22 protein-coding genes and 2 tRNA genes are annotated in these 21,646 nt (G+C 73.7%); 7 read left to right on the top strand and 17 right to left on the bottom strand.

Translation table 11 applies throughout. From position 1 onward, the window contains the following. Positions 1-71: 71 nt before the first annotated feature. The 3 genes from VNF07_02320 to VNF07_02330 all read right to left on the bottom strand — a co-directional run bounded on the left by VNF07_02320 (position 72) and on the right by VNF07_02330 (position 769). On the bottom strand, positions 72-377 hold the full coding sequence (locus VNF07_02320) for a nuclear transport factor 2 family protein (GenBank protein HVB05067.1): 306 nt from the start codon (positions 375-377) through the stop codon (positions 72-74). Between the two features lie 191 nt (positions 378-568). Then, positions 569-641 (bottom strand) — tRNA-Phe (locus VNF07_02325). Between the two features lie 53 nt (positions 642-694). Then, positions 695-769, bottom strand: a tRNA-Asp gene (locus VNF07_02330). A 217-nt stretch (positions 770-986) separates the two neighbouring features. Here VNF07_02330 and VNF07_02335 point away from each other — a divergent pair. Together VNF07_02335 and VNF07_02340 are read left to right on the top strand one after the other, a co-directional pair. Beyond that, positions 987-2,225 carry a hypothetical protein gene (locus VNF07_02335; GenBank protein HVB05068.1) on the top strand — a complete coding sequence of 413 codons (1,239 nt, stop codon included), beginning with the start codon at positions 987-989 and terminating at the stop codon, positions 2,223-2,225. 34 nt (positions 2,226-2,259) lie between these two features. Further along, entirely contained in the window at positions 2,260-2,883 is a 624-nt protein-coding gene (locus VNF07_02340; protein ID HVB05069.1) for an FMN-binding negative transcriptional regulator, read from the top strand. A 1-nt stretch (position 2,884) separates the two neighbouring features. Here the strand turns inward: VNF07_02340 and VNF07_02345 are convergent, their stop codons facing one another. Beyond that, a complete protein-coding gene (locus tag VNF07_02345; GenBank protein ID HVB05070.1) occupies positions 2,885-3,826 on the bottom strand; it encodes an amidohydrolase family protein in 942 nt (313 codons plus the stop codon). Between the two features lie 72 nt (positions 3,827-3,898). After that, complete coding sequence (locus VNF07_02350) at positions 3,899-4,669, bottom strand: alpha/beta hydrolase (GenBank protein ID HVB05071.1); 771 nt, start codon at positions 4,667-4,669, stop codon at positions 3,899-3,901. 31 nt (positions 4,670-4,700) lie between these two features. Between VNF07_02350 and VNF07_02355 the strand changes: the two genes are divergently transcribed. After that, on the top strand, positions 4,701-5,171 hold the full coding sequence (locus tag VNF07_02355) for a GNAT family N-acetyltransferase (protein HVB05072.1): 471 nt from the start codon (positions 4,701-4,703) through the stop codon (positions 5,169-5,171). A gap of 9 nt (positions 5,172-5,180) precedes the next feature. On the opposite strand, the gene VNF07_02360 is transcribed toward VNF07_02355, so the two are convergent. Then, positions 5,181-5,624, bottom strand: a complete 444-nt coding sequence (locus tag VNF07_02360; GenBank protein ID HVB05073.1) for a hypothetical protein — start codon at positions 5,622-5,624, stop codon at positions 5,181-5,183. A gap of 127 nt (positions 5,625-5,751) precedes the next feature. Here VNF07_02360 and VNF07_02365 point away from each other — a divergent pair, with 127 nt between their 5' ends. Then, on the top strand, positions 5,752-6,186 hold the full coding sequence (locus VNF07_02365; GenBank protein HVB05074.1) for a nitroreductase family deazaflavin-dependent oxidoreductase: 435 nt from the start codon (positions 5,752-5,754) through the stop codon (positions 6,184-6,186). Between the two features lie 16 nt (positions 6,187-6,202). Here VNF07_02365 and VNF07_02370 read toward each other — a convergent pair whose 3' ends face one another. Further along, positions 6,203-7,036, bottom strand: coding sequence for a sigma-70 family RNA polymerase sigma factor (locus VNF07_02370; protein ID HVB05075.1), 834 nt, complete (start codon positions 7,034-7,036; stop codon positions 6,203-6,205). A gap of 179 nt (positions 7,037-7,215) precedes the next feature. Here VNF07_02370 and VNF07_02375 point away from each other — a divergent pair, with 179 nt between their 5' ends. Continuing rightward, a complete protein-coding gene (locus tag VNF07_02375; GenBank protein HVB05076.1) occupies positions 7,216-9,573 on the top strand; it encodes an EAL domain-containing protein in 2,358 nt (785 codons plus the stop codon). Here the strand turns inward: VNF07_02375 and VNF07_02380 are convergent, their stop codons facing one another. From VNF07_02380 to VNF07_02400, 5 genes are all read right to left on the bottom strand, one after another. Further along, positions 9,574-10,359, bottom strand: coding sequence for a hypothetical protein (locus tag VNF07_02380; protein ID HVB05077.1), 786 nt, complete (start codon positions 10,357-10,359; stop codon positions 9,574-9,576). Between the two features lie 45 nt (positions 10,360-10,404). Beyond that, positions 10,405-10,767, bottom strand: coding sequence for an S-adenosylmethionine decarboxylase (locus VNF07_02385; protein HVB05078.1), 363 nt, complete (start codon positions 10,765-10,767; stop codon positions 10,405-10,407). Between the two features lie 170 nt (positions 10,768-10,937). Next, on the bottom strand, positions 10,938-11,411 hold the full coding sequence (locus VNF07_02390) for a hypothetical protein (GenBank protein ID HVB05079.1): 474 nt from the start codon (positions 11,409-11,411) through the stop codon (positions 10,938-10,940). Positions 11,412-11,461: 50 nt separating this feature from the next. Next, entirely contained in the window at positions 11,462-12,265 is an 804-nt protein-coding gene (locus VNF07_02395) for a methyltransferase domain-containing protein (GenBank protein HVB05080.1), read from the bottom strand. 55 nt (positions 12,266-12,320) lie between these two features. Continuing rightward, a complete protein-coding gene (locus VNF07_02400; GenBank protein ID HVB05081.1) occupies positions 12,321-14,066 on the bottom strand; it encodes a CHAD domain-containing protein in 1,746 nt (581 codons plus the stop codon). 67 nt (positions 14,067-14,133) lie between these two features. Between VNF07_02400 and VNF07_02405 the strand changes: the two genes are divergently transcribed. After that, positions 14,134-14,565, top strand: a complete 432-nt coding sequence (locus VNF07_02405; protein ID HVB05082.1) for an NUDIX hydrolase — start codon at positions 14,134-14,136, stop codon at positions 14,563-14,565. A gap of 2 nt (positions 14,566-14,567) precedes the next feature. Here VNF07_02405 and purF read toward each other — a convergent pair whose 3' ends face one another. Next, on the bottom strand, positions 14,568-15,974 hold the full coding sequence (gene purF, locus VNF07_02410; protein ID HVB05083.1) for an amidophosphoribosyltransferase: 1,407 nt from the start codon (positions 15,972-15,974) through the stop codon (positions 14,568-14,570). Positions 15,975-16,041: 67 nt separating this feature from the next. Here purF and VNF07_02415 point away from each other — a divergent pair, with 67 nt between their 5' ends. After that, positions 16,042-16,893, top strand: a complete 852-nt coding sequence (locus tag VNF07_02415) for a PHP domain-containing protein (protein HVB05084.1) — start codon at positions 16,042-16,044, stop codon at positions 16,891-16,893. Positions 16,894-16,898: 5 nt separating this feature from the next. Here VNF07_02415 and VNF07_02420 read toward each other — a convergent pair whose 3' ends face one another. The 4 genes from VNF07_02420 to VNF07_02435 all read right to left on the bottom strand — a co-directional run bounded on the left by VNF07_02420 (position 16,899) and on the right by VNF07_02435 (position 21,356). Beyond that, on the bottom strand, positions 16,899-18,002 hold the full coding sequence (locus VNF07_02420; protein ID HVB05085.1) for a putative Ig domain-containing protein: 1,104 nt from the start codon (positions 18,000-18,002) through the stop codon (positions 16,899-16,901). Next, positions 17,999-18,850 carry an MmgE/PrpD family protein gene (locus tag VNF07_02425; protein HVB05086.1) on the bottom strand — a complete coding sequence of 284 codons (852 nt, stop codon included), beginning with the start codon at positions 18,848-18,850 and terminating at the stop codon, positions 17,999-18,001. The genes VNF07_02420 and VNF07_02425 overlap by 4 nt, the downstream gene beginning before the upstream one ends. Next, a complete protein-coding gene (locus tag VNF07_02430; protein ID HVB05087.1) occupies positions 18,847-20,172 on the bottom strand; it encodes an MmgE/PrpD family protein in 1,326 nt (441 codons plus the stop codon). Before VNF07_02430 ends, VNF07_02425 begins: the two co-directional genes overlap by 4 nt. Before the next feature lie 104 nt (positions 20,173-20,276). Next, positions 20,277-21,356 carry an alcohol dehydrogenase catalytic domain-containing protein gene (locus tag VNF07_02435; protein ID HVB05088.1) on the bottom strand — a complete coding sequence of 360 codons (1,080 nt, stop codon included), beginning with the start codon at positions 21,354-21,356 and terminating at the stop codon, positions 20,277-20,279. Positions 21,357-21,646 lie beyond the last annotated feature (290 nt).

Raw genomic sequence — 21,646 nt, forward strand, 5'->3', positions numbered from 1 at the left:
CTGGTCGTGTCCGCGTCGCTCGTCTCGATTCACTGAGCACCGGCCGGGCGACCCCGCGACGCTTCGGGCTCCTACTGGCCGCCCGGGCCTGTTGCATCCGGGAAGGAGTGGTGCTCGTGCGCGACGACCCAACGCCCATCGACCTTGCGCAGGCCGACCGTCAGCCGTTGCCGCTCGTCGGGTCGGCGGGTGAGCTCCTCGGGCGTGCCGCAACGGAGCAATGCATACGCGAACGCGACATCGGCCCCAGCGGTGACCTCCAGTGATTCGATCTCGAACACGGAGCCGCTCGCCTGCCATTCGAAGAACCCCCGCCACGTCGCTTCGTAGGCATCGATCCCGCGTACGCCTTGGTCAGGGGGTGGCACGTCGAACATCACGATGCCCGGTCATGATCTGCGAGCACGGTCGACAGGTCACCGGCGTGCGCTGCGGCCGCCCATCGTCCGATCAGTCGCAGCGGATCTGCTGTTCGTCGGTCATGGCCGCCTCCGGTCAGAGAACCTCCAGGGCTGGGCGCCATGCCGTAGACCGCCGTCTGGGGCCAACTGGTGAACGATCCCCTGTGTGGTCGGGACCGGCGTCGATCCGGTGACCTCGCGCTTTTCAGGCGCGCGCTCTGCCTACTGAGCTACCCGACCTCAGGCCGCCGTGCCGGCCCGCTCGAGATTCCGAGGGGCCGGGCGGCGGTCCGCGGACCTGACGGGATTTGAACCCGCGACCTCCGGCTTGACAGGCCGGCGTGCACTCCGAGCTGCACCACAGGTCCCTGCGCAGCAATTTCGCCGGCGGGGTGGACACTGGCAGGGCACCAGCGAGCGACCCATCCTATGCGACCTGTTCGCTCCCCCGTACCGGCCCGCGTTGACTCATCAGAAAGGTCCGCGTAGCTCGGCTGCGCTCAACCCGGGAGCTCACCCCGTCGTTTGGAGGAGAGAGGCCCGCGCCGACTGGACGCGTGCCGCTCGAGGTGAAGGAGCCCGCCGATGCCGCCGATGCAGTTCTGCACGACCTCCTCCCGCCGCTACCTCCCCTACGCCAAGGCCCTCGGGGCGACGATCCGCCGGCACATGCCCGAGTCGACGCTCTGGATCCTCCTCACCGACGACCACCACCACGAGGTCGACCCCGCCTCTGATCCGTCCCGCTTGCTCTGGAACGAGGAGCTCGCCTTCGGCGACGACGAACTGCACCGCCTCTTTCTCATCCACGCCGACGACTACCACCTCGCGATCAAGCCCTTCCTCATCCACCACGTGCTGCACGAGAGCGGCGGCCCGGTGATGTTCATCGACTCCGACATCCACCTCTACGGCTCCCTCGCACACGTCGGCGAGCTCATCGAGGAGCACGGGATCGTGCTCACCCCGCACGCCCTCACCCCCTACCCGCTCGACGACTGCGGCCCCGACGACACGACGATCCTCTCGGCGGGGACCTTCAATGCCGGGATGATCGGCGTCGGCGAGAAGGGCATCGGCCTGATCGACTTCCTGGAGAGCCGGCTGCGCCGCGAGTGCTACGTCGACCCGGCGCGCCATCGGGTCAGCGAGCAGCGCTGGCTCGATTTCGCCCCCTCGTTCTTTCCGCTCCACGTGCTGCGCGACACCGGGGTGAACGTCGCGTACTGGAACCTGCACGAGCGGCCGCTCACGCTCCGCGACGGCGTCATCCACGCGGGGGAAGCGCCCCTGCGCAGCTACCACTTCAGTGGCTACGACTTCGCCAACCCCGGTGTCCTCTCCCGTCACGCCGGGCCCCGCGCCCGCGTCACGCTTGCCGAGCAGCCGATCGTCGCCGAGCTCTGCGCCGGCTACCGGGAGGCGATCCTCGCCTGTGGCTACGAGTCGGCACAGCAGATCCCCGTCGACTTCGCAGAGCTCCCGGGCGGAATCCCCGTCGACCCGACGCTGCGGGCGGTCTTCCGGGCAGCGGTGATCGGCGCCGAGAAGCAGGGCCTCGGCTATCCACCGGACCCCTACGACCTCGCGGTGCGGCCGCTGTTCCAGAAGTGGGCCGAGCTCACCTACGCCGCAGCAAAGCTCCCCGTCCCGGCCTGGGCGCTGCAGGAGGGAGTCCCCGCTGCGGCACCGTCGGGCAGGGGCGAGGTGACCGAAGAGCTGCTGCGGCGCCTCGCCTCCACGAGCTCGGCAGCGATCGGCAACCTCGACCAGCGGGTCGCCGAGCTCGAGCGGTTGCTCGCCCGCCTCGCCGAAGCCAGTTAGCCAGCAACCTCGCCGGGACCCGTAGGGTTTCGCCGTGTACCTGCCCCGGCAGTTCGTCGCACCCCCCGAGCGCCTCGCCGCCTTCCTCGCGCTCCCCCGTCTCGCCGAGCTCGTCACGCGCTCCTCGGCCGGCCTCACCGCGAGCTCGCTCCCCCTCCTCTACGAGCCCCGCGAGGGGGCTCCGGGCTCCTTCGTCGGCCACCTCGCCCGCGCCAACGCGCAGTGGTCCGACCTCGCCGACGACGAGGCGCTCGTCATCATCGGCGGCCCCGACGCCTACGTCTCCCCGATCGAGTACCCGAGCCGCCTCGCCACCGGTGAGGTCGTGCCGACCTGGAACTACCTCTCGGTGCAGGGCCACGGCCGTCTCGTCGTCCACGACGACCCCGCCTGGACCCGCGCCCTCGTCACCCGCCTCACCGACCTCGCCGAGGCGCCGCGCAGCGAGCGCTGGGCGGTCGCCGACGCCCCCGCGGACTACATCGACGCCCAGCTGCAGGCGATCGTCGGCTTCGAGGTCCTCCTCGACCGCCTGGAGGGGAACTGGAAGCTCAGCCAGAACCGCCGCCCCGAGGACCGCCGCGGGGTGCTCGACGCCTTCGCCGCGGGCGACCCCCGCGAGCGAGAGGTCGCCGAGGAGATGCGTTGGAACGGCTGAGTCAGAGCCCGAGCAGCCGCTCGGCGTTGCCGTGCGCGAGCTTCTCCCGGTCGGCGTCGCTGATCGGCGCGCTGTCGAGGAAGTGCCGACCCTGGGCGTTGTCGGAGAAGGGATAGTCGACAGAGAACATCAGCCGGTCGGCCCCGAAGGTGAGCAGCGCGCAGAGCAGCGGCGGCACCGTGAAGTAGGCGCTCGTCGTCAGCCAGAAGTTCTCCTGGAAGTACTGCGAGACGCTCCGCTCGAGGTGCAGAACCCGCGCGAGGGTCGAGTCGGCCCGCTGCAGCGAGAAGGGGACGTTCTCACCCATGTGGCCGATGACCACCTGCAGCGCGGGGAAGCGGTCGAACAGGCCGGAGGCTACGAGGCGGAGCGAGTGCAGCCCGGTCTCCGCGTGCCACCCCCAGGCGGCGGTCGAGAGCACCCGCCCGACCTCCTCGTCGATCCCCGAGAAGTAGGCGGCGGCGACCGCGGGGGTCGGCGGCGTCGGGTGGAGGTAGACGGCGGCGTCGAGGGAGGCCGCCGCCTCCCAGATCGGGAGGAACTGCGCCTCGTCGAGGAAGTGGCCCTTGGTGTGGCCGTGCAGCATCGTGCCCTTGAAACCGAGCTCGTCCATACAGCGGGCGAGCTCTCCCGCTGCCGCCTCGGGATCGGGGGTGGGCAGCGTCGCGAAGCCGGCGAAGCGGTCGGGGTGCGCGGCGACGATCTCGGCGAGCTCGTCGTTCACCCGCCGCGCCATCTCCACCGCCGCCTTCGCCTCGAGCTCCTGCACCGCGGGGGCAGAGGAGGAGAGGACCTGGAAGTCGATGCCGGCCTCGTCCATCGCCTGCAGCCGTCCCTCGGCGGTGTCGAGGAGGCGCGCCGCGAGCGGTGCCGCCTGGGGTCGGGGGGAGGCTGCGAGCAGCTCCTCGGTGGAGAAGTGCTCCTCGATCGCGATGACCCGCATGCCCGGTCCTCCCTCTCCGGCCCGCCGTCGGGGCCGGAGCCATTCTGCTGTGCGGCCGCGCTGGCCGCAGCTTCACGCGAAGTGCTTGTCGAGGTACTCCGCGACCGGCTCCACGACGTGGTGCCAGGACTCGATCAGCTGGCGGTGGTTGAGGCCCGTGAGCGGCAGGTACGTGGCGTCGTCGCCGAGGGCCCCGGCGCGGCGGGCGTAGGCCTCGCTCATCGCCGGGGGGACCGTGCTGTCGAGGAGGCCGTGCGCCAGCAGCTGCGGCAGGCCGAGGGGGAGGAGGGCGGCCGGTGAGGCGGCGGCGAAGCGCTCGGGGAATTCGCCGATCGTCCCGCCCAGGAGGCGGTCGACCGACTCGGTGCCGAGGCCGAAGTCGCCGAGGCGCTCGAGGTCGCTCACCCCCGCCAGCGAGATCGCGGCGGAGAAGAGCTGGTCGGGTCGGGCGCCCGGCGCTCCCTCGGGGAGGCGGTGCCGTCCCGCCAACCAGAGGGCGAGGTGGCCGCCGGCGGAGTGGCCGCAGCTCGCGAGGCGGCTCGCGTCGACCTCGGCGATCCCGGTGAGGAAGTCCGCCGCGCTCGCCACGTCCTCGAAGGTCTGTGGCCAGCCGCCGCGGCCCCCGCCGAGGCCGACGCGGCGGTACTCGACGTTCCACACCGCGAAGCCCCGCTCGACGAGCGCGCGCGCGAGGGGACGCATCAGGCGGTAGGAGTAGATGCCGCGCCAGTAGCCGCCGTGCAGGAGCAGCACCCCCGGGAGCGGTTCGGAGACCCTGTCGGGGAGGTTGAGCTCACCGAACTGCCCGCGGCGCGGGCCGTAGTGGTAGCGGGCCCGGCGCATCCGGCAAAGCTAGCGTCGGGCGCGCGACGCCATGACCTCCACTTTTCTCCGCTTCGAAGCACACCGCATCGACGAGCCCGTGGTCGAACAGCTCCTCGACCGCTACCTCGCCGAGCTCACGGGGCACATCCCGGGCTTCGACCCGGCCCTCGCAGCGCCCCCTGAGGCCGCCGACTTCGAGCCGCCGGGCGGCCTCTTCCTCGTCGGCTTCGCGAAGGACGTGCCCCTCGCGATCGGCGGCGTGCGGCGCTTCGCCGAGGGCACCGGCGAGATCCGGCGGATGTGGGTCGCCCCCGTGGCCCGTGGCCGTGGCTACGCCCGCCTCCTCCTCGCGGCGCTCGAGGAAGCGGCGCGCGCGGCCGGCTATCGCGAGGTGCTCCTCGACACCCACGGCAGCCTCGACGCCGCCCTCGCCCTCTACCGCAGCAGCGGCTACCGCGAGCGCGAGCGCTACAACGACAACGCCTTCGCCGAGCACTTCTTCGCCAAGCGCCTCGAGTGAGGCGCCGCCTCAGGGGTGCTCGGCGGTGAAGCCGCAGGGGAGGAGCGGCACCTGCCGTCCGTGCTCGCAGAGCGCGACCGGTAACTCGAGCTCCGCGCCGTGCGCGGCCTCCTCCAGGCGCAGTCGGTAGTAGCGGGCGTTCTCCTGGGCCTCGTAGAGGAGCGCCGCCCGCTCGCCGTCGCGCTCGTGGAGGATCGCCTGGGAGAGCTGACGGTCGAGGTAGCCGAGCATCTCGTCGGCCTCGTTCTCCGCGCCGACGAGGTACTGGCAGAGCGCGCCGCGCACGAGGAGGGCGGCCCGGAAGACGAGCCGTTCGAAACCCTCGCCGGCCACCGCGCCGCCGAGCTCGTCGAGGAGCTCCTCGTAGCGCGCGCGGGCGTCGTCGAAGCGCCCCGCCATCAGCTGCTCGTCGGTGGCCGCGAGCCGTCCGCCCAGCTCGTCGAGGTCGCCCACCGCGGTCAAGTTACCGGCGCCGGAAGGGTCGGCGCCCGGGGCGGGCTCGGCCCCGCCGCGCCCTCGCTACCATGTCGCCCGGTTCGAGGCCGCCCCGACAGCGGGCGGCGGAAACGGGGAGCGCGCGATGGCGGTTCGGGACGACTACGAGGACGGCAAGGCCTACAACAATGCGGTCGCGGAGGAGTTCCGCGCCAACGAGGGCAAGGTCGGCGGCGACTGGGAAGGGCGCCGGATCATGATCCTCACGACGACCGGCGCGAAGAGCGGCCAACCGCACGAGACGCCGCTCGGCTTCTCCTGGGACGGCGACCGGATGGTCCTCTCGGCGGCCAACGGCGGCGCCCCCAAGCACCCCGACTGGTACCTCAACCTGCTCGCCAGCCCCGAGGTCACCGTCGAGCTCGGCACCGAGAAGTACCAGGCGACAGCGGTCGACTCCGAGGGCGAGGAGTACGACCGCCTCGTCGTCGCCCGCTCCGAGTCGAACCCCGCCTTCGTGCGCAACCAGTCGCGCACGACGCGGAGGATCCCGCTCGTCTGGCTCGACCGCATCGGCTGAGCACCCCCGAGAGGGCTCAGACGGCCTCCTCCAGGCGCTGCAGCCACTCCTCGCAGAGCAGCCGCCGGAGCTCCGCGAGTGCGCCACTCTCGATCTGGGAGATGCGCGAGGTCGAGAGGCCGAGGACGGTCGCCACCTGGGACTGGGTGAGGCCGCCGAGGAAGCGCAGGTTGATGACGACGCGCTGGCGCTCGGGGAGGCTGGCGACGGCGAGGCGCATCTCCTCGATCTCGCTCGACGCGACGACGGTCTGTTCGGGCTCGCGGTCGCGGTCCGACATCAGGTGGTCGGAGAAGGGCTGGTCCCCCGCCGAGTCACCCTGCTGGATGCTCGCCAGCTGCGCCGACTGCACGTCGCGCATGATCTCTGAGCCGCGGTTGGCCCCCACGCCCATCGCCGCGAAGACCTCCGCTGTGCTCGGCGTGCGGCCGAGCTCGCCTGAGAGCAGGTCGAGCGCGCGCCGGTAGGCGACGACGCGGCGGCGCACCGAGCGAGGGAGCCAGTCCAGGCGGCGCAGCTCGTCGTAGACGGCGCCCCGCACCCGCTTGTGGGCGTAGGCGGGGAAGAGGCGGGGGTCCGAGCCCGCCTCGAAGCGGTCGATCGCGTCGAGGAGGCCGAGCAGGCCGAAGCTCTCGAGGTCCTCGGGGTCCCAGTGCACCCGCATCTCGGCCGGGAGGCGGCCGACGGCGGCGCGCACGACGGGAAGGTAGACGAGGGTCAGCTCGTTGCGGGCCGCGGGGCTGCGGGTCGCCCAGAACTCGCCCCAGCGGTCGCTGCCCGACGGAGCGTCGTGGCGCGCGCTGTGAGCGGCGGGCTCGCCGACGGCGACGACCGGGGTCTCCACCACCATTTGCCCCTCCCTGGGCCACTTCCACTCCGCCGTCCTGGCGGGGTGCACCACTCGTCACGCGACGGATCCGCGCTCGTAGGGAACTAACGGCATCGCACGCGGAGAACTACACAGCCAGCGGCGGATTTTCTTTGCCGAGTTGCTCACATGCGCGGGCGAACCAGCCGTTAGCTCCGAGGATGAGCATCGCGGTCGTGCGCCAGCACCTGAGCTACGCGACGGTGGGCGAGCCCTCGGGCCGCCGCCCCGTGCAGCTGCTCGGCGCGCTCGCGGTGCTCGCCGTCGCGCTCGACCTCGTCCCCGTGACCTCGTGGCTCGCCCTCCCGCTCGTCTCGGTGGCGACCCTCAGCGCGATCTTCTGGGCCGTCCGCCGCTACCGCCCCCGCCACGCCTGGACCTGGTTGTGCGTCCTCGCGGCGCTGGTGCTGTTCACTGCCGGGGGCGCGGCGCGCGTCGAGCTCAACACCCTCGGCAACCTCGGGGCGGGCCGCTCGGTGATCCCCGACCTCATCACCCTCCCCGGCTACGGGCTGCTCGCCGCCGGCCTCGTCGGCTTCGTCCTCGCCCGCACCCGCAACCGCCCGCGGCGCCTCAGCACCATCTGCGACGGCCTCATCGCCGGTCTCGCGATGCTCGCCTGCAGCTGGGTCTACCTCATCGAGCCGGTCGTCTCCCGCAGCGCGACGCCGATCGCCGTGCGCTGCGTGCTCGCCTGCTACCCGGCGATGTCGCTCTTCCTCGCCGTCACCACGCTGCAGATCGTGCTCAACGCCGAGGGCCGCTACTCGGCGGCGGAGCGCTTCCTCGTCGCCACGATGGGCGCGATGTTCGGCGGTGACGTCCTCTACATGCTCGCCGAGATCCACGTCGTCTCACCGCCGGCGAGCCTCCTCGATCTCCCCTACCTCGCCGCCTACCTCGCCGCCGCGAGCTGCGCGCTCGAGCCCTCGATGCGACGTTTCACCGAGGCCTCCGAGGACGGCGCGCCCCGCTGGTCGGGGGGCCGCGTCGCCCTCGTCGCCCTCGCCTTCACCGTGCCAGCGCTGCTCATCCTGCAGGCCGGGCGCGATCCCTTGAGCGAGCGGATCGTGCTCTTCCTCATCGTCATCGCGCTCACCGGCGCCGGCATCCTCGAGATCCTGCAGGCGCTGCGCACCGCGGAGCGCTCCGAGCGCCAGCTCCGCTTCCAGGCGCTGCACGACGGCCTCACCGGGTTGCCGAACCGCCGCCAGCTCGAGCAGCACCTCGAGGCCTGCCTCGCCGACGCCCGCCGGCGCCGGGGCGGCGTCGGCGGCGTCGGCCTGCTCTTCTTGGACCTCGACCGCTTCAAGCTGATCAACGACACCCTCGGCCACACCCACGGCGACGTGCTCCTCGTGCAGGCGGCGTCGCGGCTGTGCGACAACCTGCGCGCCGAGGACTTCGTGGCGCGCATCGGTGGCGACGAGTTCCTCGTCGTCCTCTCCGACCCGCGCAGCGTCGACGGGGCGCGCGAGACCGCGCACCGCCTCCGCCAGTGCCTGCGCAGCCCCTTCGGCATGGACGGCCGCGAGTTCTTCGTGACGGCGAGCATCGGCCTCGCGCTGAGCACCGACGCCTCGACCGTCGAGACCCTGATCCGCGACGCCGACACCGCGATGTACCAGGCCAAGGAGGCCGGGCGCGACACCGTCGCGGTCTTCGACGACTCGATGCGCGCCGAGATCGAGGCGCGCGTCGAGATCGAGCACGACCTCCGCCACGCGATCGACCGCGGCGAGCTGCACCTCGTCTACCAGCCGGTCCTCTCCCTCCCCGACGGCGAGCTGCTCGGCTTCGAGGCGCTCGTCCGCTGGGCGCACCCCAAGCTCGGCGTGATCCTGCCGACGCGCTTCATCCCCCTCGCCGAGGAGAGCGACCTCATCGTCGAGATCGGCGGCTGGGTCCTCGAGGAGGCGCTGCAGCAGCTCGCCCTCTGCCGGGCGACCCTCGGTGGGCGCGAGCTCTCGATGGCGGTGAACGTCTCGGCCGCGCAGCTGCACGACGACCACCTCGTCGAGCGGGTGCGCAGCGCGCTGCTCCACCACTCGCTCCCGGGCTCGGCGCTCTGCTTCGAGCTCACCGAGTCCGAGATGATGCGCGACCCGAACGTGGCGATCGCCGCGCTCTCCGCGATGCGGCGCCTCGACATCCGCCTCGCTCTCGACGACTTCGGCACCGAGTACTCCTCGCTCGCCTACCTGCAGCGCCTGCCGGTCGACATCTTGAAGATCGACCGTTCCTTCGTGGAGGGGCTGCGCGAGGTGGACAGCCCGTCGGAGAGCCTCGTCTCGGCGATCCTCGCTATGGCGGGCGCCCTCGGGATCGACACCATCGCCGAGGGGGTCGAGACCGCCGAGCAGGCGCGCCTGCTGCACCGCCTCGGCTGCCGCGCCGTGCAGGGCTACCTGTACGCCCGCCCGGTGCGTGCCGACCAGCTCTCTGACCTCACGGCGCTGCTGCGCAGCGCGAGCGACGAGCAGGTCCGTCTGCGGCCGATCGCCGCGGCAGCGAGCTGATCAGACGAGGGTCGAAGGGCGCCGGCCGATGCGGCTGGCGAGCAGCTCGGGGTCGAGGGGCGAGCAGGCCGCCTCGATCCCCCGCCCGCGGTAGATGATCTCCAAGAGCGGCGGCTCGACGAGCATCAGCCGCTCCTCCCACTCGGCGAGGGAGCAGTAGACGGGGTAGCTCGCCGTCGAGCCGAGGTAGGGGCGGGGCTCGCCGTAGGCGATGAAGGGCTCCGCGTAGCGGGCGCGGGTGATCCGGTAGACGAGCGAGTCCAAGAGCGCGACGAGGTGCTCGACGCCGACCTCCCGGCAGCTGCGCACCACCGACTGGTAGAGGCCGAGGCTCACGAGCCCCGAGCCGAGGGCGTGCTGGTAGTCGCGGGCGACCGCGAGGGTGGCGATGTCCCAGGTCCGCTCCGGTGCAAGGACGATGCCGCGCGCCCCGAGGAGGGCCTCGGCGGGGGTCTCCCAGAAGCGCTCCACGTCCTCCATGCTCTTCAGCCCCGGCTCCGCCGCGCCCGGGGCGATGAGACGCATCGCCCCCGCGGGGAGGCGCCGGCCGTGGTCGATGACGACGAAGAAGACGCTCCGGCTCTCGTAGGCGCCGTACTCGACGGCGAGCTGGTCGGCGTCATTGCCGAAGGCGTCGAGGAAGATCTCCCGCTCCACGTGGCGGGCGATCTCCGCCGCCGGCTCGTCGGCGGTGAAGAGGTAGGCGCCGAAGGGGGTGTCGGGGTGGCCGGCGATCGCGGCCTCGACGAGCAGGCGGAGGGGGTCGGGCTCCACGAGGGCGAGCATCAGCGGAACGCTACGGCGGCGATCAGGCTCGGGAAAGGGGCCGCGTCAGAAGGACTTGGCGACGACCTCGCCGGCACCGAAGAAGTCCGCGGTGAACTGCAGCACGGCGTCGGCGTCGAAGGCCTTGCAGGTGTAGATGTCGACGCTGAAGAACAGCCGCGGGCGCTCCCAGGCGTACATGTGGGCACCCGAGGACTCCCAGTGCACCCACCCCGCCCAGCCGTAGCTCTCCGAGCAGTGGGTCACGGGGTCGTTCAGTCGGCGCATCCCGCAGACGTTGGAGAGCTGCGCGAGGTAGCCCTCGATCTCCACCGCGCCGATCGGCGCGGCGAGCGATCCCTCGACGACGAGGCGCTGGCGGAGGATCTCCGGCGCGAGGTCGGGCATCTCCCCGGTGATGAGCGACATCTGCGACAGGGTACTGAAGACTTTCTCAACATACAAAACTCTGGCCACGTCCACCTCACCAGACCCGGCGACGCGGGGACGCCGCTGCGTACGGCAGACGCGCCGCAGCGTCGGCGCAGGGGAGCGATCGGGCCGCGCCGGCAGGGCGCCGCGGCGGTGAGGGCGGGTGCCTAGACGGGGCGGAGGAGGGGGCCGCGGGCGGCGGCCAGCAGCTCGGGGAGCTCGAGCGCGAGGCCCCCGGGCTCGAAGGTGGCCGTGGAGGCGCGCGCCAGCAACGGCGTGCGCGAGCGGCTCGAGAGCTCGGGGATCGTCGCCTGCAGGTGGTCGAGGACGACCTCAGCCTGGGCGGCGTCGGTGTCGGGGAGCGCGACCGCGAGCTCGCGCTCGCCGACCACGCCGATCACGTCGCTCAGGCGCAGTTCGAGGCTGAGCAGGTCGCCGAGGGCGCGCAGCGCGCCGCGCTCGACCACGGCGGCCTCGAGGGCGACCGGCCCGCGATGGTCGACGCTCATCCACAGGATCGAGAGGCAGCGACCGTCGCGGATCGAGCGGCGCAGCTCGTGGCCCGCGATGACGCGGAACTCGGCGCCGTTCACCACGCCGATCTCGCTCGACCGCCGCGGCGGCCACTGCTCGGTGGTCATGCCCACTCCTCTCCTAGTACCTAACGGCAGAACAGCGCCCCGACTTGAGGTCAGGGGCGGGCGCGCACCTCCCCGTGCAGGACCGTGAACCAGCCGTCGGGGTCCTCCGCCCAGCGCCGCCAGGCGGCGGCGATCGCCTCGATCCCGGCGCGGTCCGCGAGCCCCCGCTCGAGGGCCTGCGCGGAAAAGCTCGAGTGCACGACCCGCTCGGCCCACTGCCCCCCCCAGTAGGCGCGATCCTCCTCGCGCTGGAAGAGCCAGGCGCTCGCCGTCGCCTCGACCGAGGTGAAGCCGGCGCGCCGCGCCCAGGCGTGGAGCACCCTCCCGGCGTCGGGCTCTCCCCCGTTGCCACGCGCCAGCGCCTCGTAGATCTCCCGCCAGCGGTCGAGCTCGGGGAGGCGCGGGTACCAGGTCATCGCGCCGTAGTCGGCGTCGCGCGCCGCCACCAGACCGCCCGGGCGGCAGACCCGCCGCATCTCGACGAGCGCCGCCACCGGGTCGGCGAGGTGCTGCAGGAGCTGGTGGGCGTGCACGACGTCGAAGGCGCCGTCGGGAAAGTCGAGGCGGGAGACGTCGCCCTCCGCGAAGCGCACCGCCGGGGCGCCCGCCGCGCCAGCCGCGGCGCGCGCCTCGGCGACGACCTCGGGCGAGCGGTCGAGGCCGACGACCTCCCCGGGGGCGACAAGCGCCGCGAGGCCGACGGTGATCGTCCCCGGGCCGCAGCCGACGTCGAGGAGCGCCTGGCCGGGCGCGAGGTCGGCGAGCAGGTAGGCGGCGGAGTTCTCGACGGTCCGCCAGCGGTGGCCGCGCAGCACGCTCTCGTGGTGGCCGTGGGTGTAGCGCTCAGAAGTCACCGCGCCAGCATCAGGGCCCGGGGCGGGGTGCCGCAAACCGGGCGCCGGCGGCCGCTCAACTGGGGAGTGGCACGCCCCCCTGGCCGGCCTCGGGGGGGAGCTCGGCGCTCGGCGGGAGGAGCGCGAGGCGGGCGAGGGGTGCGGGGCGTCGCGGGGCCCTCGGGCGCGGCGCCGGGTGAGCCGCCTCGATCGCCGCCAGCGCATCGTTGCGCCGCCGCTCAAGGGCGGTGGCGAGGCGCTTCCAGTGGCCGCCGTCCACCGCCCGTGCCTCCTCGCCGACGAGCGCGCGGAGGCGCTCGGCCTCGTGGCGGTAGCGTTCGGCGAGGCCGCCGATGGCGAAGACCGCGCCGAGCGAGAGGGCGCCCGTCCCCGACAGCGCCGCCTCGCGGAGGCGCTCGGCGGCAGTCACGGCGTCCTGCATCGCGCCGAGCTCGTCCTGGAGGCCGACCAGCTCACGGGTGTAGCGCTTGGGGAGCGAGCCGTAGCTGCGGGCCGAGAACTCGAGCGCGTAGCGGAGCCGCTTCACCCGGATGCGCAGCCGGTGGAAGTCCTCGGCGGCCCCGCTCTTGCGGGCACGGCGAGCGGCCTTGCGCGCCGCCAGCTGGCGACCGCCGAGTAGCTCGGGGAGGCCGACCGCACACGCGGTGCGCGCCCGCGCCGAGCGCCGCGGCGGCGCGGCGGCGAGCATCTGCCGCAGCCCCGCGACGAGGCGCTGGTAGCGGCGGCTGTCGAGGGAGCGGAGCAGCCCCGTGCGGGCACCGAGGCGCGCCTCCTCGAGGGCCGCGGCGAGCTCGGCGAGGCCCTCCTCGTCCGCAGGCGCGGCCTCGGCGCTCCACTCGGCGAGTTGCTCCAGCTGCACGTCGAGGTCGCGCACGACACCGAGCTCCGCGGCGAGCCAGCCGATCTCCTCCTCGAGGTGGGCGGCGCGCACCGGGAGGGCCTCGGCGAAGAGCTTCAGCGCGGCGCGCAGCCGCCGCGTCGCGACCCGCATGCGATGCAGCTCCTCGGGGTCCTCCCCGAGCCGGGTGCCCGGCTCGCGGCGGAGCACCTCGTTGGTGTCGGCGCGCAGCGCCGCGAACGCGAGCTCGCCGAGGGTCGACTCCGGCGTCACCGCGATGGCCGGCAGCTCGGCCGGGGTCGGGATCTCGAGCCCCGCGGCGAGCAGTCCCGCCTCGAACTTCGAGAGCGCCGCGGGCTGCAGCCCGCACTCCTCGCGCAGCGCCACGACGAAGGGCTCGAGCTCACTCGTCGCCGCGCCGAGCACTTCGAGCTCCACCCGCCGTAGACGGAGCGGCCGGCGCAGCGTCGGGGCGGTGATCGCCGTCTCGTCGAGGACGAGCTCGCCGAGCTCGACGCCGGCGCGGGACAAGATGAAGGGGCGCCGTCGCGTGCGCACCTCGAGGACGGGGAGGAGCCGCGCCGAACCGGCGAGGGCGCGCACCCGCGACGTCACCGGCCCGTCGCCGGTTGCGGGGAGGGCGCCGGCTGCGAGGGGCTCCTCGATCTCGATGCGGCTCCGTAGGCCGTCCTTGGAGTCGACGAGGTCCTTCAGCGTCGCCACAAAGCTGCGCCCCGAGTGCCGCACGCGCAGCACGCGCCCGGCGCGACCGATCCGCCAGTCGGCGCTGTCGAGGTAGCAGTCGGCGAGACGCTTCGCGGGGCGGGCGGCGAGCTCGAGGCCCGGCCGCGCGGGGGAGTGCAGCCCCTGCACGCGGGCGATGAAGCGCTCCACCGGCCGCAGGTCGAGGGCGTCGAACTGCCACTCGACCTCCCCGGGAAGGAGGGTTTCTGCGGGAGGCACGGCTGTCCACGCTACTGGCCCCGGGAGAAGCCGGCTCCCGGCGGGGGGCGGGCGGTACCCTCGGGCAGTGACACACGCCGAACGCACACGACGCGACCTCGTGCGCGCCGCCGGGGGCGTCGTGCTCCGCGAGGGCACCGAGGGCCTCGAGGTCGCGGTCGTGCACCGCCCCGCGCACGGCGACTGGTCGCTCCCGAAAGGGAAGAACGAGCCCGGGGAGAGCGACGAGGAGTGTGCGCGGCGCGAGGTCCTCGAGGAGACCGGCTTCGAGTGCGAGCTCTCGGTGCTGCTCGGCCTCTCGGAGTACCGCGACAACCACCACCGGGAGAAGCGGGTCGCCTTCTTCTTGATGCGGCTGCTCGGCGGTGCCTTCGCGGTGAACGACGAGGTCGACGAGCTGCGCTGGCTCCCCCTCGCGGCGGCCCACGAGCTCCTCAGCTACGACCGCGAGCGCGAGCTGCTCGCTCTCCTCGGCCAGCGGGCCGGGGAGAGCGCCTAAATTTAGGTGCGGCTCGGGACCTTCTCTCGCAGCGTCACCGGGGTCGGGTACTCGCCGGTGAGACAGGCCGAGCAGAAGCCCCGCTCCACGCCGATCGCCCGGTGCAGCCCGTCGAGGGAGAGGTATGCGACCGAGTCGGCACCGAGGTAGGCGGCGATCTCCTCGACGGGCACCTGCGCGGCGAGCAGCTCGCCGCGGTCGGGGGTGTCGATCCCGTAGAAGCAGGGCCACGCGAACGGTGGCGAGGAGATGCGGAGGTGGACCTCGGCGGCCCCCGCCTCCCGGAGCATCCGCACCAGCTGGCTCGCCGTCGGGCCTCGCACGATCGAGTCGTCGACGACGACAAGGCGCTTTCCGGCGATGCTCTCCGGCAGCGGGTTGAACTTGCGGCGCACCGCGTCGAGGCGGGCCTGCACCGTCGGCGCGATGAAGGTCCGCCCGATGTAGCGGTTCTTCACGAGGCCGTGGCCGAAGGGGATGCCACTGCGCTCTGCGAAGCCCTCGGCGGCGGGGACCCCCGAGTCCGGCACCCCCATCACGAGGTCCGCCTCGACGGGTGACTCCGCGGCGAGCTGCGCGCCCATGCGACGGCGGGCGGCGTGCACCTCCTTGCCGAACAGCCGCGAGTCGGGACGGGCGAAGTAGACGAACTCGAAGATGCACAGGTGCGACTCGACGCGCACCTCGGGGAAGGGGAACGACGAGCGCACCCCGTCGCCGTCGATCACGACCATCTCACCGGGCTGGATCTCGCGCACGAAGCTCGCCCCGACGATGTCGAGGGCGGGGCTCTCCGAGGCGATCACGAAGCCGCCGTCGGTTCCCTCGAGGCGGCCGAGGCAGAGCGGCCGGTAGCCGTTCGGGTCACGCACGCCGATCACGTGCTGGGCGTCGAGGAGGGCGAGCGAGAAGGCCCCCTCGAGGCGGGGGAGGACCTTCACGAGCGCCGTCTCGAGGGCGTCCGAAGGAGCGTCCTCGTCGCCGTCGAACTCCTTGGCCACGAGCTCGGCGATGAGGTCGCTGTCCGAGGTCATCACCCCGGCCAGCATCCCCTCCTCGACCTCGAGGGCGGCGACGTTGGTGAGGTTGCCGTTGTGGCCGAGGGCGAAGCCGGCGCGGCCGTTCGCCCGGTAGACGGGCTGCGCGTTCTGCCAGGTGCTCTCGCCTTGGGTCGAGTAGCGGACGTGGCCGATGCCGAGGCTCCCCTGCAGGGCGGCGAGCTTGCGGGCGTCGAAGGCCGAGGTGACGAGGCCCATGTCCTTGGAGACGAAGATCTCCTCATCGTCGCTCACCGCCATCCCGGCCGACTCCTGGCCGCGGTGCTGCAGCGCGAAGAGGCCGTCAAAGATCAGCTGGGAGACCTCGATGCCGGGGGCGTAGACACCGAAGACGCCACAGGCATCGCGCACGGTCCCATTGTGACAGCTCGGGGCCGCCGGCCGGGTCGTTGCCGGGCCGCTCGTTACGCTCAGCGCGGTGATCGACCTGCACAGCCACTCGACCTGTTCGGACGGCTCGGACTCCCCGGCGCGGGTGATGGAGCTCGCCGCCGCCGCCGGGCTCGGTGCGGTGGCCCTCACCGACCACGACAATGTCGCCGGCCTCGAGGAGGCGGCGCAGCGCGCCCGCGAGCTCGGCCTCGAGTTCGTCCCCGGCTGTGAGGTCTCCTGTGCCTTCGAGCCGGGGGGGATGCACCTCCTCTGCTACTTCGTCGACCGCGCCGCCGGAGCCTTCAACGACGAGCTGGCGCGCCTTCGCGAGGACCGGGCCGGCCGCAACGTGCGCCTCCTCGCGCGCCTCGCCGAGCTGGGGATGCCCCTCGACGCGGACGAGGTCGCCGCCCAGGCGGGGAGCGAGGTCGTCGGGCGACCGCACTTCGCCGCCGTGCTCGTCCGCCGCGGCCACGCCGAGAGCATCGAGGACGCCTTCGACCGCTATTTGAAAAAGGGCGGGGTCGCCTACGTGGCGCGCGCCGACGCCGAGGTGGAGGAGGCAATCCGCCTCACCGTCGAGGCCGGTGGGGTGGCGGTCCTCGCCCACCCGCACTCCCTCGAGCTCGCCGCGCCCGCTCTCGACCAGCTCGTCGAGCACCTCGCCGGAGTCGGCCTCGGGGGGATCGAGTGCCTCTACGGCCGCTACCTCCCCGACGAGCGCGCCGCCCTCGCCGCCCTCGCGCGCCGCTACGGCCTCGTCGCGACGGGCGGCTCGGACTTCCACGGCGCCTACAAGCCCGGCCTCATGATCGGCAGCGGGCTCGGTGACCTCGCCGTGCCCGACGAGGTCCTCGACGAGCTGCGCGCCCGGCGGCGGGCGATCCCCGCGGCCTGAGGGCCCTACGCCGCGGCGGCGACGGCGGCGAGCGGCGCGGCGGCGCCGAGGCTCCCGAGCTGGCGCGCACTCCCCGCCGCGAAGACGCTCCCGTCGGCGGCGACGACGTAGTAGCCGCGACCGACGGGCGCGGCGGCGATCGCGACCGCCGAGGTGGGTCGAGGGCTCGGGAGGACGACGGTGACCGCCGCGCCGAAGCGGAAGATCCGTCCCCGCGCCGAGACGAGCAGGTAGCCGCCGCCCGGCAGCGTGGCGATGCCGACGATCGCCCCGGCGCGGTGGCGGCGGACGACGCCGCCGCTGTTGCGCGCGCCGCCGAAGGCGAAGACCCTGCCGTCGGCGCAGGCGACGAGGTAGCCGTGGCCGTTCGTCGGGACGGCGATGCCGACCGCCCGCGCCCCTCGCGCGACGGTGCCGTGGCCGCGGGCGACGCCGAAGGCGTAGACGTGGCCGCGCGAGGAGAGGAGGTAGTAGCCGGCGCCGTCGGGCAGCGCGGCGATGGCCACGATCCTCCCGCGAAGGCGCGCCGCGGCGACCGAGCCCAAGCTCGCCACCCCGACGCCGAGCACCCGGCCCTCCGCCGTCGCCGCCCACACGCCGGACCCGGAGGGGGTGGCAGCGAGGCCGACGACCGGCGCACCCGGTGCCGCGGGGCCGCTCGCGAGCGGCGAGGAGCCGGCGACCACGAGCGCCCCCGCCTGGCTCACGCCGAACAGCGCCTCGGGGGGCGGCGGTGGTGCGACGGCGCTGAAGGTGAGGTTCCTGACGGTCGTCGCGCCGCTCGCGTCGGTCACCCGGACGGCGATCCCCGCGGCTCCGGCGGCGCCGGGGACGCCGGCGAGGACCCCGGCCGAGGTGAGGAGGAGGCCGCTCGGCAGCGGGCCGCTCGCCACCGACCAGCTGTAGGGGGGCGTGCCCCCCGAGGCGGCGAGTACCGCGACGTAGGTCGCGCCGACGACCCCGCCCGGGAGTCCCGCCGTGGTGAGGGTGAGCGGGGCGGGCGCCGCCCCCGCCGGTGGAGCGAGGGCGGCGGGCGCCGCGAGGAGCAGCGACGCGAGGAAGAGCCTGCCGGGGCGCGCTCGGCCCCGGCGACAGAAGGGGAAGCTCAACCCTGCGCGCGGGCGAGCAGCGTCGCGAGGCTGCCGCCGACGAGGAGCTCGGCCGCGGCGGCAGCGACCGGCGCGGGGGCGTCGGCTGCCGCGGCGGCCGAGAGCAGCCAGCGCTCCCCGAGGGCGCCGTCGATCGCCGACGCGTCGCCGGCGAGCTCGAGCGCGAACAGGCCCCGCCGCCCCTCGAGCGGCTCGCGGGGGCCGATCAGGCCGGCGCGGCAGTAGAGCGCCGCCTCGAGCGCGTCGGCGGCGGCCTTGCCGCCGAGGAGGGCGCGCGCCGCTGTCCCCGCGCCGCGCAGCGGCCCCGCCGCCTGCGTGGCGGCGAAGCCGGTCGTCGCGAGCACCGCGGCCGGCGACAGCGAGAGCGTGCGGGCCGCGCCGAGGGCCGCGCCGACGCGCCCGGCGCTCCCGAGGAGCGAGAAGCCGCGCTCCTCGTGGCGGGTGCCGAGCGCCTCCGCGAGCTGCAGCGCGACCTCGATCCCGACGGCGACGCCGCAGAGCAGGTCGCTGCCGGGCACCTCGGCGAGCTCGGCCGCCGCGACACAGGCGGGGGCGACGATCGCCGCCGCGAGGCGCGCGTCGAAGGGAGCGCCGCTGCCGAGCAGCGCGGCGGCGTTCAGGTAGGCGGCGTAGGTCGCCCCCGTCGCCTCACCCGAGGACCAGATCGAGCAGCGGGGCGGTGAGCCGAGCGAGTTCAGCACGGCGGCGAGCGGGGGCGGGGCCGCGGCGCCGGCGGCCAACGCCCCGGCGAGCAGCGCGACGGCACGCTCGCGGGCCGCCGCGGGGATCGTCTCCGGCCGCTGGGCGCTCACCGCCTCGGCGAGGCGCTCGCTCGAGGGCCCGCTCACGCCATCACCGCCTGCAGATCACTGATCGTGCTCCCCTTCCCGAGCGCCATCGCCGCGTCGGCGAGGCGCGCCGCGCGCCCCGGGAGCACCGGCTCCACGAGGGCGGTGAACTTGTCGAGGAGCTGTTGGTCGGTGAGGGGCCTCCCACTCGAACCGGAGGCGACCGCGACCTCGACGGAGCGCTCGGCGCCGCCGGCGAGGGTCACGGTGACCCGCGCCGATTCCCGCCCGACGGCCTCGTCGGGGGCGAGCGTGGCCCGCCGGCGCAGCGCGTCGACGACCGGGTCCGACGCCAGGGCGTCTGAGAACTCGGCGAGGCCGGCCCTGCCGAAGAGGAGCCCACAGGCGACCCCGTGCAACGCGCAGAAGCGCGCCTCGAGGCCGGTCGCGGCGCTCGGCCGCCCCATCAGCTCGACGACGAGCGGGTTGCAGTCGACGCGCACCGCGGCCACCTCGCCGTCGGGCTCCGGACCGAGGAGCTCGTGCAGGCCGATCGCGGCCTCGATCGCCGGGTGGGCCACGATCCCGCAGGGGAAGGGCTTGTAGGTGTTGTCGAGCAGCGCCCAGCGCCGCTCGACGTCGGCGGGCGAGAGGACCTCTGCGGACCAGAGGTCACTCAGCGCGTGGAAGTAGCCCCCCTCGCGCTCGAGCACGCCCGGCGAGCCCTCGGCGCCGGCCGCCACCAGCAACGCCGCGAGCAGGCCGTTGGCGGCCGCCTTGCCGGCGTGGAAGGGCTTGACCGGCGTGCCGAAGGCCTCACGGTGGCCGACGGCCGCGTTCACCGCGAGCTCGATCGCGGCGGCCTGCGCGGCGAGGTCGGCCCCGAGGAGGACCCCCGCGGCGACCGCGGCGCCGACCACGCCGCAGGTCCCCGTGATGTGCCAGCCGAGGTCGTAGTGGGAGGGGGACATCGCGATCCCGACGCGCAGCTGGCTCTCCACGCCGAGCGCCATCGCCTTCAACGCGCTCGTGCCGTCGCTCCCCGCCAGCACTGCGAGCGGGTAGAGCGCACCGAGGGTCGCCGCCCCGGGGTGGATCACGGTCTCGAGGTGGGTGTCGTCGTAGTCGTCGAAGTGGCCGCAGAAGCCGATCACCGTCGCCGCGAAGAGGCGGTCGAGCGCCTCGGCCCGCCCGGGGGGGGCGAGCTCGGCGCCGCCGCACTCGAGCGCGCAGCCGACCATCGCGTCGACCTCGGCGGCGCGGCTGGCGCCGATCGTGGTGCCGAGGACGTTCAGCAGACAGCGCCGCGTCTCATGGGCGACGTCATCGGGGAGGGGTGCGTCGCCGACGGCGAGCAGGGCGCCGACGAACTCGTCCAACATGCTCACGGAGCGGCTCCGATCTTCGTCGAGGCCGGTCGGCCGGGTCCGCCGAGACTATCCAAGCGGCAACGGAGCGCGACCCGTCGGGCGGCTCCGATCGGGAATCAGAAGACGATCAGCGTCCGCCCCCCGACGCCCCGCTCCATCCGCGCGAAGGCCTCGGCGACCCCGTCCAGGCCGCAGCGGTGCGTGACCAGGCTGGCGGGGTCGAGGGCGCCCCCGAGGATCGCCTCGACGAGCTCCGGCAGGTCGTGCTCGGGGTCGCTCGAGCCGAAGACCGAGGAGGTGAGACGGCGCGCGAAGTGGAAGATCTCGAGGGGGTTGAAGCTCACGCTCTCGGTCCGCGGTCCGACGCCGACGACCGTCGTCGCGCCGCCGCGGCGCGTCGCCGACCAGGCGGTGCGGATCGTCGCCGCGCTGCCGACGCAATCGAAGACGTGGTCCGGGCCGCGCCCGCCGGTGAGGGCGCGCAGCTCTCGGGCGAGCTCGTCGGAGGAGACGAGGAACTCGTCGGCCCCCTCGGCACGCGCCAGTGACTCCTTTTCGGGTGAGCGGTCGATCGCGATCAGCGGTGCGGCGCCGGCGAGGCGCGCCCCGGCGAGAGCGGAGAGGCCCACCCCACCGAGGCCGATGACGGCGACGGACTCGCCGGCCCGCACGCCGGCGGTACGGCGCACGGCGCCCACCCCGGTGAGGAGCGCGCAGCCGAGGAGCGCCGCCTCGGCGAGGGGGAGCTCGTCGGGTACCGGGATCACCGCCGAGCGGGGGAGGACGACCTCCTCGGCGAAGGCCCCGAGGCCGAGCGTGGCGTGCAACGCTTGTCCGTCGAGGCGGGCACCGCGGTCGCGGCTCGCGACCCCGGCGTTCTGCTCACAGAGCCACGGCTCGCCGTGCTGGCAGAAGTAGCAGGTGCGGCAGGGCGGCGACCAGTTCAAGACGACGTGCTGACCGGGGGCGAGCCCGCGCACCGCGGCGCCGACCTCGACGATCTCGCCCGCGCCTTCGTGGCCGAGGACGACGGGGAACTCGCTCGGCAGCGTCCCGTTCGTCATCGACAGGTCGCTGTGGCAGATCCCCGCGGCGACCATGCGCACGCGCACGTCCTCGTCGCCCATGGGCGAGGGCTCGATCTCTCGGACCTCGAGTGCGAGGTCGGTCCCGAAAGCGACGACGGCGCGGGTCACGTGCTCCTCCTCCGGACGATCGCGGCGACCAGCTGGTGCCCGCTCGGTGGCCGTTCGTGTGCGTGGAGCTGAGGGGATTCGAACCCCTGACCCCCTGGTTGCAAATCCGCCGACTCCTAGAAGGCGCAGCGAGTCTGCCGAGATTACCCAGTTCAGGGAGTCTCAGCGTCGAGTCTGCCGAGTTTCCCGAGCGTCGAAACGAGGCTCCGCGTAGCGTTGCGCTGACATCGCGCTGACAAAGGAGCGAACTCGCATGGCGAAGTTCAAGATCACGCACGGCGGCACGGCTG

This window comes from Acidimicrobiales bacterium, assembly GCA_035533595.1.
GTDB lineage: Bacteria > Actinomycetota > Acidimicrobiia > Acidimicrobiales > Bog-793 > DATLTN01.